15 protein-coding genes are annotated in these 14,203 nt (G+C 25.2%); all 15 read right to left on the reverse strand.

Annotated elements, in window-relative coordinates; all coding sequences use genetic code 11:
* Positions 1–2: 2 nt before the first annotated feature.
* Positions 3–206: a hypothetical protein gene (locus AC1XWJ_RS04095; RefSeq protein WP_483334629.1), complete on the reverse strand. Its 204-nt coding sequence runs from the start codon at positions 204–206 to the stop codon at positions 3–5.
* Positions 207–210: 4 nt separating this feature from the next.
* Complete coding sequence (locus AC1XWJ_RS04100; protein WP_483334630.1) at positions 211–687, reverse strand: hypothetical protein; 477 nt, start codon at positions 685–687, stop codon at positions 211–213.
* A 2-nt stretch (positions 688–689) separates the two neighbouring features.
* Positions 690–989, reverse strand: a complete 300-nt coding sequence (locus tag AC1XWJ_RS04105; RefSeq protein ID WP_483334631.1) for a hypothetical protein — start codon at positions 987–989, stop codon at positions 690–692.
* 4 nt (positions 990–993) lie between these two features.
* Complete coding sequence (locus tag AC1XWJ_RS04110) at positions 994–2,370, reverse strand: FtsK/SpoIIIE domain-containing protein (RefSeq protein ID WP_483334632.1); 1,377 nt, start codon at positions 2,368–2,370, stop codon at positions 994–996.
* Between the two features lie 239 nt (positions 2,371–2,609).
* On the reverse strand, positions 2,610–5,114 hold the full coding sequence (locus tag AC1XWJ_RS04115; RefSeq protein WP_483334633.1) for an ATP-binding protein: 2,505 nt from the start codon (positions 5,112–5,114) through the stop codon (positions 2,610–2,612).
* A 21-nt stretch (positions 5,115–5,135) separates the two neighbouring features.
* Positions 5,136–5,501, reverse strand: coding sequence for a TcpE family conjugal transfer membrane protein (locus AC1XWJ_RS04120; protein WP_483334634.1), 366 nt, complete (start codon positions 5,499–5,501; stop codon positions 5,136–5,138).
* The gene (locus tag AC1XWJ_RS04125; RefSeq protein ID WP_483334635.1) at positions 5,501–5,743 is read right to left on the reverse strand and encodes a TcpD family membrane protein; all 243 of its coding nucleotides are present in this window, start codon (positions 5,741–5,743) and stop codon (positions 5,501–5,503) included. The genes AC1XWJ_RS04120 and AC1XWJ_RS04125 overlap by 1 nt, the downstream gene beginning before the upstream one ends.
* Positions 5,744–5,758: 15 nt before the next feature.
* The gene (locus AC1XWJ_RS04130; protein WP_483334636.1) at positions 5,759–6,727 is read right to left on the reverse strand and encodes a conjugal transfer protein; all 969 of its coding nucleotides are present in this window, start codon (positions 6,725–6,727) and stop codon (positions 5,759–5,761) included.
* A gap of 12 nt (positions 6,728–6,739) precedes the next feature.
* Entirely contained in the window at positions 6,740–7,117 is a 378-nt protein-coding gene (locus tag AC1XWJ_RS04135; RefSeq protein ID WP_483334637.1) for a single-stranded DNA-binding protein, read from the reverse strand.
* 18 nt (positions 7,118–7,135) lie between these two features.
* Entirely contained in the window at positions 7,136–7,306 is a 171-nt protein-coding gene (locus tag AC1XWJ_RS04140; protein WP_483334638.1) for a hypothetical protein, read from the reverse strand.
* 37 nt (positions 7,307–7,343) lie between these two features.
* Positions 7,344–7,622 (reverse strand): hypothetical protein, encoded by a 279-nt coding sequence (locus tag AC1XWJ_RS04145; protein WP_483334639.1) that lies wholly within the window; start codon positions 7,620–7,622, stop codon positions 7,344–7,346.
* A gap of 18 nt (positions 7,623–7,640) precedes the next feature.
* Complete coding sequence (locus AC1XWJ_RS04150; protein WP_483334640.1) at positions 7,641–7,922, reverse strand: hypothetical protein; 282 nt, start codon at positions 7,920–7,922, stop codon at positions 7,641–7,643.
* A 59-nt stretch (positions 7,923–7,981) separates the two neighbouring features.
* On the reverse strand, positions 7,982–11,308 hold the full coding sequence (locus AC1XWJ_RS04155) for an SspB-related isopeptide-forming adhesin (RefSeq protein ID WP_483334641.1): 3,327 nt from the start codon (positions 11,306–11,308) through the stop codon (positions 7,982–7,984).
* Positions 11,309–11,480: 172 nt separating this feature from the next.
* Positions 11,481–13,877, reverse strand: a complete 2,397-nt coding sequence (locus tag AC1XWJ_RS04160; RefSeq protein WP_483334642.1) for an SEC10/PgrA surface exclusion domain-containing protein — start codon at positions 13,875–13,877, stop codon at positions 11,481–11,483.
* 120 nt (positions 13,878–13,997) lie between these two features.
* Positions 13,998–14,198, reverse strand: coding sequence for a hypothetical protein (locus AC1XWJ_RS04165; protein ID WP_483334643.1), 201 nt, complete (start codon positions 14,196–14,198; stop codon positions 13,998–14,000).
* Between the last annotated feature and the right edge of the window lie 5 nt (positions 14,199–14,203).

Raw genomic sequence — 14,203 nt, forward strand, 5'->3', positions numbered from 1 at the left:
CTTTATTTAAATAAAATAAAAATAACTAAATATACTAAACCTAAATACAAAATAGTTAGAAATAAAAATGATACTATGAATAAAAATAAATAAAGATAACCTATCAATCCGATTTTCCCTATAATTTTTAATATAGTATCTGATATTAAATTAGCGTTATTGGGATATTTTTTTATTAAATATGTTTCTAAACTATATTTTTTCATTATTTTATATCCCCCAAAGTATCATTATTTTTTCATAAATAAATTCTAATAACAATACTATAGATGAGTATACAAAAATTGCTAAAAGGAAATTATAAGTTATAAATATTCTTTCTTCTTCTTTATTTTTCTTTTTATTTTCTTCATCATTTTTATCTTCTACCTTAAAAAATATCTTTTTATATTCTTTATTAGCTTTAATTATATGTAATAAAAATAATGGAAACAATAATAAAAAGAAAAAAAATGTTTTATTTGTTTCATTTATAGAATTAATTAAAGAACTTAAATATTTTTGAACTACAATAGATATAATACCTAATAGAATTACTGGAGTTACAACGTTATCAGTTATATATTTTAAAAAATCTATATTATAAAAATTTATTTTAGGCATTTTCTCTTTTTTTATTAAATTATTACTTTTTAATATTTTATAAGTTATTAATAGTGACACTAATAACGATATAACTATTATCATCTTTATATCTCCCTTTGACATTCGTCTATTATTTTCTCAAGTTTTTTTATAAAAAAATGTGTATCTTCAAAAATTTTTCTATCCAAAAAAGTTATTCTTTCCGCAACTTTTCTTATGACAGGTAGCTTTAAATCTTTACGCAACATAAATCGCATTTGTAAATCACTGTTATATTCTTCTATTACTAAAAGGCAATCATAAAATATATGTTTTTTCACAATACACATAAAATTATTACTATCAAATGTTAGTATTCCATCTAACTCTAAGCAGTCTTTTTCCCAGTATTTAATTTTATCCATTTTACTAATTCCTTTCTTTTATTAATTCTACTATTTCTGTATATACTTTTTGTTTATTATCTACATAGGGCGATAAGAATACTTTAGGAAATTTACCTTTCCCTAGTATTGTATAATATCCGTATCCTACTGTATCTAGTTCTTTAAATGAACTATCTACATTTTCAAATATCATTCTATATCCCTCTTTTGAAAGATTACCTAATCCTATTCTTAAATGTAGTTGATCTCTTACTGCTCCGTCTATAAATTGTGTATCTGCTCTTTGTAGTGTAAATATGATATTTACCCCTGCTTGTCTTCCTTTTAATATTATATTTTTTATTAAGTTATCTACTTCTTTTTTTTCTTTTGCATCTAATGTAGACATAAATGCTGATTGTTCATCAAATATTAAAAAGTATGGCTTCATTCCATAACTTGAAAAGTCTTCTCCAAAGTTTTCACTTGAATTTAACATAGTTAAATATCTTTGTTCCATTTCTATTACTGTATCTTTTATCACTTGTATTATAGTTTCTTTATTATACGCTACTATGTTTTTTGAAATTTTTTCAAATTGTGAAAGGTCGCTTTTTTTAGGGTCTATTATTTTTATTTTGTAATCTTTTCTAAGCATTTCTTTTATTAAGTAAAATAATAAGTATGTTTTTCCACTACCTGTTCCACCTGTAATTATTGCGTGTGGCTCTTTTCTAAAATTCCAATACACATTATTCATTAATTTTATTTTATTTTTTTCGTTGTCTATATCTATAAATTTTATCCTTTGTTTTTCATCAAATAGTTTTAATACATATACTTGATGTTCATTATCTATATATTTATCTACAAGTGTTAAACCGTAAACTAATTCTAGCTTTTTATCTAAATTTATAAATTGTTCTTGAAAGTTTGAGCCGTCTAAGTAAATATATATTTTTATTCTTCCGTTTTTTTGGTTTATATAAAATTTTGGAAAATATAATGTTTTAAATTTTTCTCTACTTCCTATTAATCCTTGACTAGAAAATAAATTAAGCCAAAAGTTACCACTTCTTTTAGTTGCACCTTGTGTTATTTGTGGATTAATATAATATCTCGAACTAAATATTAATTCTGCTAGTTTTTGTATATTTCTTATTTTCATTAGTTGCTTATATAAGACTATTCCTAATATTACAATTAATGGTAATGATATTATAAGTGATGTTATTAAGTTATTTAATAATTGTTCTTTTAGTTCTATACTTTTATCATATTCTAATAATAATCTTATTATAAATATTACAGTTATTATCCCTAATGTGCCAAATATTAAAGAATTAGTAAATATTTTTTCGTCATTTTTATCTATTTTATATGCTAAAGGTCTTTTTATTAATCTTTCTAGTTTGTTCATTTAAGTAACTCCTTGATTTTTTATATTAATTCTCTTTTCTCGTCATTCTAATAGTATTAATTATAAAAAATAATAATGCGATACTTCCTATATGAAAAAACATATTAAAAAAATCTTTTTTTATAAATAATAAAACAGAACTTATAAATAAAGTTATTTGAAACATAACTAAACCACTTAAAGCTATTTAATACAATATTTCATTTATAAAATATAAAATTTTAAGTATTTTGTTCATATTAATTAAACCTTTCTTCTGCTTTTGCCACTTCTGTTTTTTCTACTGTCTTGAAACTTTGTGTCCATTCATCAAATAGACAATGTACTGATAGTTTTGAAACTCTACCATAAAAATCTTTAAATAAACATTGTCCTTTTACTGTATTTGATAATATTTTATAGTTTATATCGTTCGGCTCTAGTCCTAAAAGTTGCAAGATATTATCTCTGTCTTGGTCTTCATCAAAGGCAAATATACAACCGTAGTTTCCTGCGATACCTTGTTCGTCTTTTATATCTCCTACTAGTTGTGTTATAAATACTAAGGCATTGTTCATACTTCTACCTACACGCTCTAGTTGTTTTTTTATTGCTCTACCGATTTTTGTTACGCACATACTCCAAGCCTCATCAGTAAATATAATTGTCTTTTCATCTTTATTACTTCCAAATACTCCCATAAATTTACCAATTATCTGCATAACAAGTAATGATTTTTTCTGTGTATCTGTGTATGTATCTACACTATCTGTTGCTTCTGGTAAATCTAAACCATATACTTGCAGAACTGTACTTTTATTGTTAAGTGATAGTGTCGTATTACTTCCGTCATATACTAGTAGTTTAAGCATTCCATTTTGTGTTTTTTCATAAAGATTGTTTCCTGCATTTTTAACTTCTTCTTTTTCGTGATTTTGTAGTTCTTCTATAACGTGCAAACTTCCTACTATCTCTCCTGCTTCTTTTCTATCTACTACATTTCTCACAGCTTCTAATATGGCAGTTTCTATCTCCAGTTTATTTCTTACATCAATAATTTCAAAAAACATTTCTTTTGTGAGTTCTTTTGCCTCATCCCCATTTAAAAATGTAATAGGGTCTAGTATTCCGTAGTTTTCTTCTTTTGTATAGTCTATAGTTAAATAGCTTATACTGTTTAATAAGTCTACAAATAATGGATAATTCTTTTTATTATATTCATCTTCTGCAACTTTACTAAACCAACTTTTCATTTCACTTTTTGGGTCAAAATATAATGATTTTATATCAAGCATTAAAGAATAGATGTATAATAGTTTTGCCAAAAAACTTTTACCATTACCAGTCTTTCCTGTTATCGCTATATGTGGACTGTCTGTATTAGCTGTTTTTATTCCCTGATTGGCAAGCATAGGGTGAAATAATACTATATCTCTTGAATTGTATATAGCACTCTGTAATGTGTTTGATTTTAAAAACTTGTCTATTCTCCCTATATAAAACCCGACATTAGTACCTAATCTTTGTGTTACTCCAAAAAGTAATTCTGCCATTGCTTCTGTTGTGCTTAGTTGTAGCCAGTTTTTATATAACCCTAGTTCCTGACCTTGTAAAAATAAATAGAATAATTGTAGTTGGTCGGCAATCGGACAAACTAAATTATTCCCTTTTTCTCTACCACTATTGGTCATTTTTATTTCTTGTTTTAACATTGAAATCTGTTTTTTTAAATCTTCCTTATCAGTAGAACTTAAACTTATTACTAAAAGCCATTCGATAAAATTTTTCCCTGCTTGGTCTTCACTATCTAATCTATCAATTAAATACTTATTTCTAAGACTTTCATCATTTAATTTTCCTTTGCCCTGAAATTCATCTTGAATTTCATTCTCTTGTTTTTTATTTTTATTTGATAGTTTTAAATTAAACATTGTTTTATCAACTGCTTTTAATTTTAAGTTTATTTCAATAGGTAGTGGAAAACTTTGTAATCTTTCAAAGATATGTAAGTTATTCATAAGTATATTTGTACTTTCTAGCACTAGATAACTTTTGTATATTGTCTTATTTTCTGTATCTATTTTTAATATACCTTTTTCTCTACTATCTAAAATGGCATTTGCTATTTCAAAACTACCTCTTTTTGTACTTTCTTCTTCTATGTTATGTACCGCATTACCTAAAAAGTTATATCTTATTAAATAATTGAGTTCATCTTCTGTACATCTCTCTACATTTAATATTTCTAAATCGTTATATAAATATTTTTCTGTCTGCATAAATCTATAAAAATACTCGTCCGTTACTTCTATTTCATATCCTAAAAAGTTAGCGAGTATATCTGTAGTCTTGCCTACTGTATTTTTTACAGTATCTTTCATATTTTCTGAATTTATAGAAATTCCGTCAAGTCTTATACCTATATAAAATTCATATCTTGCAATTGTCCCTAAATCCGATTTTAATATATTTATTGTTTCCGTGCTATAATATTTTGCACAATTATAAAATTTTTTATCAAAATCACTAGATAAGTTTTCAAATCGTTCTTCTAAGTCCATATTTTTAGGTAACATTTGTAAGTGTACATCTTTGTATTTAACTAAATTGTCAAGCACGTTGTAGAATTTCTTTTTATACTTTTCTTGTTCAAGCAAATTAGCGCGTGATATTATTTCAGGAGTTATTTTGTAGTAAGCGTAAATTGTACCATTTTTTGTTAGAAGTATATTTTTATATGTTCTTTTTAATGGAAATTTTAACATCTATTCTCCTTTCTTTTGTTTTTATATAAATCTATTATTTTTCTTAATATATAAAACTTCTTTGTCATAACTATAAACTCTATTTTTATAAACTACACTATACTTCCATACTATATAATCATATAAGAATACTATCGAATTTTTACCGTCAACATTTCTTGTTGCTAGATAATAAGTAAGTATAGGGGGGAATAACCAATAAATTAATCCTATATATTTTGTAAAATGTATTATATTATTATTAATAAAATAAAATATAATACATAATAGTATAAATATTGCTATTGTCAGAAATTTTATACCATTTCTAAATTTTATCCAGTTTTTTAAGTTATAAAGTTTGTGGGGACTTCTCCAAACTTTTGTATAATTATATAAATCTCTCATTATGTAAATATCAACCTAAAAATCTCTGAAACATTTGTTAATGCACCTTGTAGGTCTCCAAAAAGATAAATTAATAATGACCCTACTAATATTGTCCCAATAATAATTTTAACAGAACTTTTTACTAAACCAAATACTAAACCTATTACAACAAATACTATTACTATATATGTTGCTTCTATCGAAACTTTATCTACAAGTGGTTTAAAACTTATCATATTTAATAAAAATAATTTTTCCATTTTTTATTTCCTTTCTTATTTGTGTTCTAATTTTTCAACGAAATATTTTCCGTCTTTTTTTGTTACTGTTAATGTAAATTTTTCTAATGTTGATACTTTTACATCTTTATCAATTAAACTAACTTCTGTGTATATTACATAACTGTTATTATCGTTATAAATATCTATTTTTGTAAGTTCTCCTACTTCTTTACCTGTAATTACTTCAGGGGTTTTCATTAAGTATTTGATTTCATCTTCTGTATAACTTACATATTTTTTTAGAAAATCTTTTGTAAAGTTTTCTAGTTCTTCTCTTTTATCCCTCTCTTTATCAAGTTTTATTTCTTTTTCTTGATATATTCCAGTTGATTTGTCTTTTGGTATATTTGAAAAGTAAGGATAATTGCTTACCGAATAGTTATTATCTATTACTTTTATAGGTATATTTATTAGTTCTTGTTTTGATTTTTTTGTGTCTTCTTCTGTTAAACTATAGCTTATAAGGTATTTATATAAGTAATTTTCATTGTCTATTTTTTCTGTTGAATATAATCTTATTGATGTTAGTTCTCTTTTTATTTTATTGTTTCTTATTTCTACATTATCTTTTAAGTTTTTTAAGTAATAATTTTCTAGTTGTTCTTTTCTTTCTTTTTCTTTATCACTATTATAGTTTATGTAAATTGTTGTGAAATTTTTTGCGAAGTTATCCATTTTTGAATTGTATATATTGCTTGCATCTAATTCTTGTTTTATTTGTATTACTTCATCTGCTGTATTATTTAATTTGATTCTGTCTGCCCCTTTTTTTACTATAAGAAATATACTTGATATTAGTATTAAGGTAATAATAGTCCATACCATTGTTATTATTAATTTGTTTCTTCTTTTGGCTTTGTCTATTGTTCTAAAGTTTTCTTTTTGAAATAATTTTCTTTCTTTTTTATATTCTTTATTTTCTCCAACGAAAAATAGTTTTATTTTATTTATTAATTTTTTCATTTTGTTTTACCTTTAATATTCTTCAGGATATACAAAGTCTTGTGGCAAATCTAAATCTTGTTCTATATTGTTTTCTTTTTTATCTTTATAATCTATTACCTGTATTTCATTAGCTAGTACATCAAATGAATATTTTTTATTGCCTTTTTCATCTATGTAATTACTCGTTTGTAATATTCCTTTAATATATACTCTGCCTTTATCTTTTAATTTTTCGTGCAAATAACTTGCTTTTTGTCCAAATACTACTACGTTAATAAATGATGTTTTTGTTTCTTTTCCTTGATAGTAATTACTTGCGACTGTTACCTTAGTGTAGTAAGCTCCGTTTGATTGTTGCTTTAATTCAACTGGTTTAGTTAGTCTACCTAATATGATTATTGTATTCATTTTATTTACTCCTTTTTATTAAATTTTTTTAGAATATTTATCTATTTCTGAATATACCTTTTTTACACAAAATTTTATTTCCTCTACTAATGCTTTTATTTCTAATGTATTATTTTCAATTTGTATTTCTTCGTTTATTTCTGTTAAAATACCTATATATTTATCTATATCCTTTTTTAATTGTTCCATAATATCATCTCCTTTTTTATAATTTATTTTAATTATGTTATGCCCATAGATTATAGTTATTTATTTTTAAAATTTCTTTTTCAAATTTTGTTACTGCTTTTTGGGCTGTTTCTAAATTGTTGAAGTACCCAAATCTATTTAATATATATGTATCTTTTTTTATTCTTGCCACTTTTAAGCTATCATCATCTATGTATAAGTAGTATTTGTCATCTTTTTTATTATCTGTTTTGTTGTTATTTTTTATAAATTTTTTTATTTTTAGTATTAAATTTTCTTTTTCGTTTTGTAATTTTTTGTATTCTATTTCATACATTTTTATCACTACCTTTTTTTATAATTCTTGTTTGTATAATTTTATTATTGATTTTTCATATTTTTTTATCGCATTGTGTACATCTCTTATATCGTAAAAATAACCTAATAATACAAATTCATTGACTTGTTCATTTGTGCCTGATATTGTTATTTGTGGCTTTAAATCTATTATTGTAATTGATATGTAGTATTTATTTCCGTTAGGCTTTTTTAAACCTTTTTCTATTGCCTTTTCATTACATTCATCTTTATATTTTTTAAAATCTGACAAAAATTGTTCTTTTTGCCTTTTATTCATTTTTTCCCTCTTATAAAATAAAAGGAGGCTTTATGCCCCCTTTATGTGTTTTATTTATTTTAATCTCTTTTTCTTCTAAAGTAACCTATAACTCCTACAAATACACTTAACATTAATGCACCTAAATAGCCTAAGATATTATTTTCTTGTGCAGTTGTATCTTTTACGGCAGTTGTTTTAGGTAATTTTTTAGTAGGTGGTGTTTGTGGCTCTGGTGTAGTTGTTTTTACTGTGTTAGATATAATTTCATTTCCGTTTACTACATTTGTATATGTGTTTTCAAATGTTCCTACCGCTATTCTTTTTACTTTTAACAATGCGTATACATCAAATTCACTTTCAAGAGATACTTTTTCTAAAAAGTTTGATTTTAATTTGATTGTTACTTTACCAGCTTCTTTTATTTCTTCTGTATATTCTGTAATATCTGTTCCTTTTTTAATTGTTGTACCGTCTTTTAGTTTTATATCTACATCGGCAAACGCTTTGTAAGACTTGTATTCGTCCCCTTTTTCATCATAATCATCAATTAGGTCATATTGTGTTATTTTTTCACTTCTGTTACTTGGTAAATATGCACCGTCTAATTTATATTCAAATTCTTCATTTAATGATACTGTGCCATTATTAATATCTTTTCCGTTTACATCAATTACTTGTTTTGATACTTCTAATTTAGGAACGTTATTTACTACAACTTCCGTATAATATCCGTTACCAAAATCTATTTGATATGCTTTATTTTCATATTCTCCGTTAAATGATTTTTTTACTTCCATTGGTGCTGTGATGTAGATATTTGTACCAGTTTTTACATATTTTTCAAAAAATTCTTGTGGGTTTTTAGCACTAAATAATAAGAATTCTCCATTGATTTTTATTTTAGATTTTTCTATTACTTCTTTTACTTTTTCATCAACTGAATTTATATCTTTAATATGTTTGATGTCTACTCCAGTTACTTCTTTTCCGTCTTTATCTACTAATTTTATCGTATCTTGTAGTATGTTTAGTGCTTCTTCAGGGTAGTCATCTACAAAGTAGAAACCTTTAGCTATATCTTCTTTTGTAGCTTTTATTCCTTTGTATTGGTCTAAGTCCCATTTTAATTTATAGTAGTTTATTGAGTTAGGAAATACTGTTTTTCCGTCAATATTTACTCCGTCTTTATTTGTGTTTTCTTTTGTTGGTTTAATGAAACTATTATCAGGTGTTTCAGGTGTTGGATTATCTCCCGGCGTTATTACTTTTACAGTATTACTATACACTTCATAATCGTTTATTATTAGTTTATAGTTATTTTTATATACTGCTCCGTCATTTAATACTGTTCCTACAACTACTGGTGCTTTTGGTAGATATGTACTTGTTAAATCTTTATTAATATCATCTAACATAGTTTGGCTAGCTTTAAATACTATTGTATGTGTATCTTTATTGTACTCTACATTATAATTTTTATTTTCTGTTGTTGTTTTTTCAATATCTAAATCATATCCACTAGGTAAACTATCTATAAATTTAATTTCTTTTGTTTCTTCTCTACCTTTTGGCAATCTTTCTGTTTTAAGTTCCCATACAACTTCTGACCCTTTGTTTACTAAACTATTATTAATATTTACATTCTCTGTATTTTTTGCTTGTTTTTCAATATTTAATTCATAATTTAGCTTATTGTAATTATATTTAACCTTTGGTATTGCTATATTATTAATAGGTATTTCTTTATATTCAGGCTCCTTAGGAGGAGTAACTTTCTCGTCTAATACACCTTTTGCATTTATTTCACTATTAATATAAAACCAGATACTATAATCAGTATCTATTGTTACTTCTGGATTTGTTCCCGGTGTAATAATACCAGCACCTGAAATTTTATAAATAGCTCCGTCAGGGTTTGTATCTAAAGCTATTCCTTTTGATTCATAAGGAATAGCAGCTATTTCTCTATAATCAGAATGCGTTCCTTGTAACCATTCACCTTGTTTTTTAATAATAGAACCATTAATTTCAACCAATTCACCATTCATTTTAACCTTTTCCGCAGATACTCCTGTTGATTCATAATATCTTCTTGATGATATACTACTTATAGATAGTGCAGCTTGATTGTATTCTGTAAATTGAATTTCTTGACCATTTTCATCAAAATATCTAATTTTAATTTTAACTTGTAAGTGCGGATTACCTTTTATTTTATCAAAAGTATAACTACTTCCATCTGCAAAGGTTTCTTCTTCATCTACATTATTAGTTTGCAACCATTTATTATCACTTGCTCTATTTGTATAATCTAAATAAGATGTTGCAAATATAGTGCCATTCGGATTATTAAAGAAATAAGCCATTCCTGATTTATCTCTATTATTTGTTCCTGAAAATGTATATTCGTGAATTGTTTTGGTTATTTTTTTACCTGCATAACTAGAATTTTCAAGTCCTGTATATTCAACGGATATAGTTTCTCCTTCTTTAAATTTTGCAACATAATAATTTTTTGAACCTTTAATATAGTCAGCAACAGGGTCTGTTATATGACTTATTAATTGAGGTGTAGTTGCTCTATCATTTTCAGTAATTGCATCCGAAGGAATATTACCTACCCAATATTTTTTATTTTCATCATTAAGCATTTTATTTACTATATCAATTTCTTCTTGATTACGACCTTTATACATTACTCTATTTAAGGTATCAAGTGAAACAGGCAAACCTCCTGATATTATTCTTGCACTTGCATTAGGCTCATCTTTATATATTAAATTTTGTACTATCGGCTTTTTTAAATATCCTTCTTCTTTTGCTTTTTCTTCTGCTTCTTTTACTTTTTTATCATATTCAGCTTTTTTAATTTTATATTCTTCTAATTCTTTATTATACTGTTCTTTAGTTTCATCATTTAATTTTGTTATTCTATCTACTTCATTTTTGTAATTTTCCTGTTCTTGTTTGTATTTTTCTGTTGCATTGTTTATAGTTTCTATTTGTTTTTTATAATCGTTTATGATTTCTTCTGTTAGTTTTTCCTTTTCTTCTTCATTTGTTGCTGTTCCTATAATTTTATCATCTTCTTTTTCTATTAATAAACCATCTTTTTTAGCTTGTTCTACTGCATTATCTATTAAAGTGTTATCAACTTCTACATCTATATTCCCAGTTTTAGTATTTTCTTTTGCTTGAGAATTTGTTGATTGTTCCGTTTGACTTTCTTGTGCATATTCAAGATTTGTCGCAGGATTTTCTGTTAATTCGTTTGCGTGTGCTGAATTATTATCTAACGCAACACCCACTATCGTCGCAAATAATACTCCTAACCCTAATGACACTAAATTTTTATATTTTTTTGATTTTCTAAGTTTAAATTTTTCTATTTTTGTATATTGCATTTTTTATGCTCCTTTTCTTTTATTATGTTTTATCTTGAAATATAAAAAGCACCTAATTTATACTGGTGCTCTTATACTCTTTATTCTTTTGTTCATTTTAATTCTCCTTTTTGATATAAAAAAAGAACTAGATTTTTATTTCTAGTTCTTTCTTCTATATCCCATTTACATATTATCCTTGTTTTCTTCTGTATAACCCTAGCGTCAATATTGCTAAAATTATTCCTAACACACTATTTTGTGTTGTTTCTCCAGTATTAGATAATGTTTTATCATCTTTCTGTTGTTTAACATTTTTTTGTGATTGTTCTTGTTGTATTTTTGCCAATTTTTCTGCTTTTATTTTTTCTTGAGTTGTGTACTTAGCTTGTAAATTATTATATTTTTCTGTTAGTTCTCTTTCTTGTTTTTGTAACTTCTCTAATTCGCTTTGTGCTTTCTCTAATCTAGTAATTGCTTCTTTTAATTTATTTTGTGCTTGTACTAAATTAGTATCTGCATTATTAAGTTTAGATAAGTAAATTTCAAGTTCTTGAATTTCTTGTTTTAAAATTTCTATTTCTTTATTTTTACTATCTAATCTATTATTTATTTCTACTAATTCTTTTTGTAAATTAGCTAATTTTTGTTGTTCTGTACTTAGTAATTCTTGTTTCCCTACAAGTACTTTTTCTTTATTTTCTAATTCTTCTTTTGCTTTTGCTAAATTTTGTTCTTTTGTTTTTACATCAGCACTTAAATTATTATAATTTTCTTGTGCTATTTGTAGTTTTTTATTAGCCATATCAGAATTGTTTTGTGCATTATTTAATTTTTCTGTTGCTTTTGGTGTTTTTTCTTCTACTGCTTGTGCATTATTTAATTCTGTTATTGTTGTTTCTACTTTATTTTTAGCTAATCTATATGTTGTCTGTGCTACTTCTTTTTCACTTTGTGCAGTATTATTTTTTGTTGTTGCATTATCTAGTTTAGCTTTTGTATCATTATATTTTTTAGTTATTTTTTCTTTACTATTTTCATTAGGTATTTCTGTGTTATCAAAATTATTTTTTGTAGCTTCTTCAACATACTTTTTATCAATAGTAAGTAAATGTACTCCATTTTCATAAAAATCAATACCTAGATATTCTTCATCAGGACTTCCCCAATTAAGACCTGCCACACTTTGAGCGTGTCTCCATTCATAACCATTAAATAGAAAATCTAACATTGCTTCATAAACTTGTTGCTTTAATGCTGAATATGTCATTTTATCTTTAATATATCCAGTACCAGCCCAATTTTCATAATATTGTCCCTCTGGCAAACCATATTCTTTTGCGACTTCTTTTATTCCTTGTTCATAGTGTCCCCTAGATGTCCAAGCACTAAAATTCGCTTGTTCGTATTTATCTGTTACTTTTTTCGCAAAATCAAGTGAACTACTTGTAACTGTAGTTTTTTTAGTCCCCATTTGTTCCCTTATTTGATTAATCAAATCACTCGCAAAATGAGATAATCTTGTTCTAGTTTCTAAATCTAATTCATTAGTATTTAATAGTGTCTTATTATCATCATTAATATTAACTTTATATACATTAGATTCTCTTACTTCTTTGTTTATTCTTTTTAATAATTCTTTGGCATTCGCTCTTTCTTCATCAGATAAGTCATAATTAAACGCTTTTCTTAAATTTTCCACATATTCAGGAGTTAAAATTATTGTATTAATTGAATTGTAGTCAGTTTCTGCTTTTTTAAATTCTTTTGTAGCATTCTCTAATTCTGTTTTTGTTTCTTCTGCTTTTCTTTGTTTTTGTAAAAAGTCAGTTTCTGCTTGTGTTTCATTTTCTCTCGCTTTTGTAAGTTCTTTAGTCAGTCTATCTATTTCTTGTTTTCTAACTTCATCACTTATTTTAGCTTTTTCTAACTCTGCTTTTGCTTCTTCTAATTTTTGCCTTGCTTGTTTTTCTTGTTCTTTTGCATTTTCTAATTCTTTCACTATTTCTGCTTGATTAGTTCCGTCAAGTAGTGCTTGTTTGTCTGCGACATCTTTTTTAGCTTGTTCTACTTCTTTTTGGGCAATATCAACTTGTGCTTGTGCTTTGTCTACTTCATTTTGTTGTGTAGCTACTTCACTTTCTTTTTTTGTTTTTTCTTCCGTTATTGTATTTTTTTCTTTTTCTTTGTCAGAAATACTGTTATTTTTGTTATCTATTTCCGTTTGTGTTTTTTGTTTGTTTTCTTCTGTTGCTTCTGATTTTATTTTTTCAGCTTCTTTTACTTCTACAGTTGCATTATCTACTTCTTTTTGTGTACTGTCTACTTCGCTTTGTTTTTCTTTAATTTCAGACGTTACTTTATCTAATTCTTTTTTCGCTGTATCTACTTCTTCTTTTGTGATTTCCTTTTTAGTTTCTACTTTTTGAACTAAGCTAGTATCTTCTTTTACTTCTTCTACAACTGATACTTCTTTATCACTTGCGTGTGCTTCTTGTTCTACTGCATTACCTAATAAAGCAATACTTACTCCAAACATTACAGGTGTTAATTTTTTACCTAATTTTCTTAACTTATAATTTTTCTGCATATTAATTTCTCCTTTTATCTTATCTATAAATATCATATTATATTATTCTTTATTTTTCAAATTTTTGTATATTTTTATTAATAATTTTTATTCAACTTTCTTCCATTTTATATCATCCCCTTATACTATTCTTTCTTCTTTAAGTTGTGTTTGTATTTTTCTTAGAAAATACAATACTTCTTTTTTATTTTTATATTTTTTAAAAGTAATTTTATCTATTGATTTTTTCATATCTGTTAGTTGATTTTCTATGTATATTATTTTTTGATTATTTATTTCTTTTGGGTTTATTTTTGTTTGTCCTAATAATCTTTCTTTCACTTATA

Source organism: Gemelliphila sp. 1F1 (assembly GCF_056897515.1).

Bases quoted from the DNA above. Each gene is read 5' to 3' on its own strand.
- AC1XWJ_RS04095 (WP_483334629.1), bottom strand. From the start codon at position 206: ATGAAAAAATATAGTTTAGAAACATATTTAATAAAAAAATATCCCAAT.
- AC1XWJ_RS04100 (WP_483334630.1), bottom strand. From the start codon at position 687: ATGATAATAGTTATATCGTTATTAGTGTCACTATTAATAACTTATAAA.
- AC1XWJ_RS04105 (WP_483334631.1), bottom strand. From the start codon at position 989: ATGGATAAAATTAAATACTGGGAAAAAGACTGCTTAGAGTTAGATGGA.
- AC1XWJ_RS04110 (WP_483334632.1), bottom strand. From the start codon at position 2,370: ATGAACAAACTAGAAAGATTAATAAAAAGACCTTTAGCATATAAAATA.
- AC1XWJ_RS04115 (WP_483334633.1), bottom strand. From the start codon at position 5,114: ATGTTAAAATTTCCATTAAAAAGAACATATAAAAATATACTTCTAACA.
- AC1XWJ_RS04120 (WP_483334634.1), bottom strand. From the start codon at position 5,501: ATGAGAGATTTATATAATTATACAAAAGTTTGGAGAAGTCCCCACAAA.
- AC1XWJ_RS04125 (WP_483334635.1), bottom strand. From the start codon at position 5,743: ATGGAAAAATTATTTTTATTAAATATGATAAGTTTTAAACCACTTGTA.
- AC1XWJ_RS04130 (WP_483334636.1), bottom strand. From the start codon at position 6,727: ATGAAAAAATTAATAAATAAAATAAAACTATTTTTCGTTGGAGAAAAT.
- AC1XWJ_RS04135 (WP_483334637.1), bottom strand. From the start codon at position 7,117: ATGAATACAATAATCATATTAGGTAGACTAACTAAACCAGTTGAATTA.
- AC1XWJ_RS04140 (WP_483334638.1), bottom strand. From the start codon at position 7,306: ATGGAACAATTAAAAAAGGATATAGATAAATATATAGGTATTTTAACA.
- AC1XWJ_RS04145 (WP_483334639.1), bottom strand. From the start codon at position 7,622: ATGTATGAAATAGAATACAAAAAATTACAAAACGAAAAAGAAAATTTA.
- AC1XWJ_RS04150 (WP_483334640.1), bottom strand. From the start codon at position 7,922: ATGAATAAAAGGCAAAAAGAACAATTTTTGTCAGATTTTAAAAAATAT.
- AC1XWJ_RS04155 (WP_483334641.1), bottom strand. From the start codon at position 11,308: ATGCAATATACAAAAATAGAAAAATTTAAACTTAGAAAATCAAAAAAA.
- AC1XWJ_RS04160 (WP_483334642.1), bottom strand. From the start codon at position 13,877: ATGCAGAAAAATTATAAGTTAAGAAAATTAGGTAAAAAATTAACACCT.